This is a genomic window from Paraburkholderia piptadeniae, assembly GCF_900007165.1.
GTDB lineage: Bacteria > Pseudomonadota > Gammaproteobacteria > Burkholderiales > Burkholderiaceae > Paraburkholderia > Paraburkholderia piptadeniae.
The window spans coordinates 1-1,368 of the sequence record NZ_CYGY02000139.1 but is presented as its reverse complement, the minus strand read 5'-3'; the positions used below and the strand labels follow the sequence as shown (position 1 = coordinate 1,368).

Below are 1,368 nucleotides of genomic sequence, written 5' to 3'. Positions count from 1 at the left end.
TGAGGTTGACCCGGTTCAGCGGACCGATCTGCAGTCAGAGATTGAATGTGATTTAGCCTCCATTGGGCGTTGAGCAGCGGGTTGTCCACGGACGGGCAGCGGGGCGCTTCTCTCGCCCATGACGCTGCCCGGCGGTGGGCAACCCGCGATGCGATGTCGGTTGATGTGGCGCATGCAGGTTTTCAAATTCGAGCGGCGAGCAATAACCGATGCTGCTGTGCAGGCGGCGTATGTTGTACCAGCCTTCCAGGAATGAGAACACACGTCGACGCGCCTGTTCATGCGTTGCGAAGTGCTCGCGCGACAGCAGCTCTGCTTCAAGTGTGCCGAAGAACGACTCACACATCGCGTTGTCATAGGCGTCGCCGGCCGTCCCCATTGACGGTTGCACACCGGCCTCGCGACAACGTCGGCCGAAGGCAATGGAGGTGTACTGACAGCCTTGGTCCGAATGCAGAATCACACCCTCGTGCTGTCGCTGCAGCAGTGCCATGTCGAGCGCACGCAACATCAGTTCCGTGTACAGATGGTTCGACATCGCCCAGCCCACGATGCGCCGGCTAAACACATCGAGTACCACAGCCAGATATAGAAACCCCTCGCCGGTCGGAATGTAGGTGGCATCTGCCACCCACAGCACGTTCGGCGCGTCGGCGCTAAAGTGCCGGCGTACCAGATCGGGCGCACGTCGTGCCCCCGCACGCGGCCGTGTGGTACGTGGCCAGCGCCGTCGGCTGGCGCCACACAGACCAGCCATGCGCATCAGACGCGCTACCCGCTTGCGCCCAACGTGCACGCCTTCGCGCGCGAGTTGCGCATGGATACGTGGTGCCCCGTACGTGCCGCGCGAACTCGCATGCAGCGTGCGGATACGCGCCAGCAGCTGCGCATCACTGCCAGCATGCTGCGATGGCTCGCGTATCAGCCACGCGTAATAGCCGCTCGTCGAGACCCCGAGCAGCCGCGCCATCGTGGCTATGGGCCAACGGGCCTGGTTCGCTTTCATGAATCCGTACCCTTGGGTGGCACGGTTCCCGTCTCCCGCGCGAACCAGGCCGCCGCGTGAGAGAGGATGTCGCGCTCCATTTTTAACTGGCGATTCTCACGGCGCAGCCGCGTAAGCTCCTGCCGCTCGGCCGTGGTCAGCCCGTCATGACGCACCCCAGCATCACGTTCGGCTTGCGCAACCCAGTTGGTGATGGTCTGCGCCGTCGGTTCGAACTCGCGAGCGAGCTCCTGCGGTGTGCGCCCGGCCTTGACCAGTTCCACCATCTGCGCCCGGAATTCCGCCGGGTACGGTGTACGAGTCTTGCCCATTTCGGCACCTCCTGTAAAAGGATAGGTGTCCGTTTTGCCGGGTCAACTTCA

Annotated in this window: 1 pseudogene; it reads right to left on the bottom strand. The window is 63.1% G+C overall.

The annotated features are described in order from the left end of the window. Window positions 1-172: 172 nt before the first annotated feature. Window positions 173-1,317, bottom strand: a pseudogene (locus BN2476_RS42795) (IS3 family transposase); the annotation flags it as partial. Window positions 1,318-1,368 lie beyond the last annotated feature (51 nt).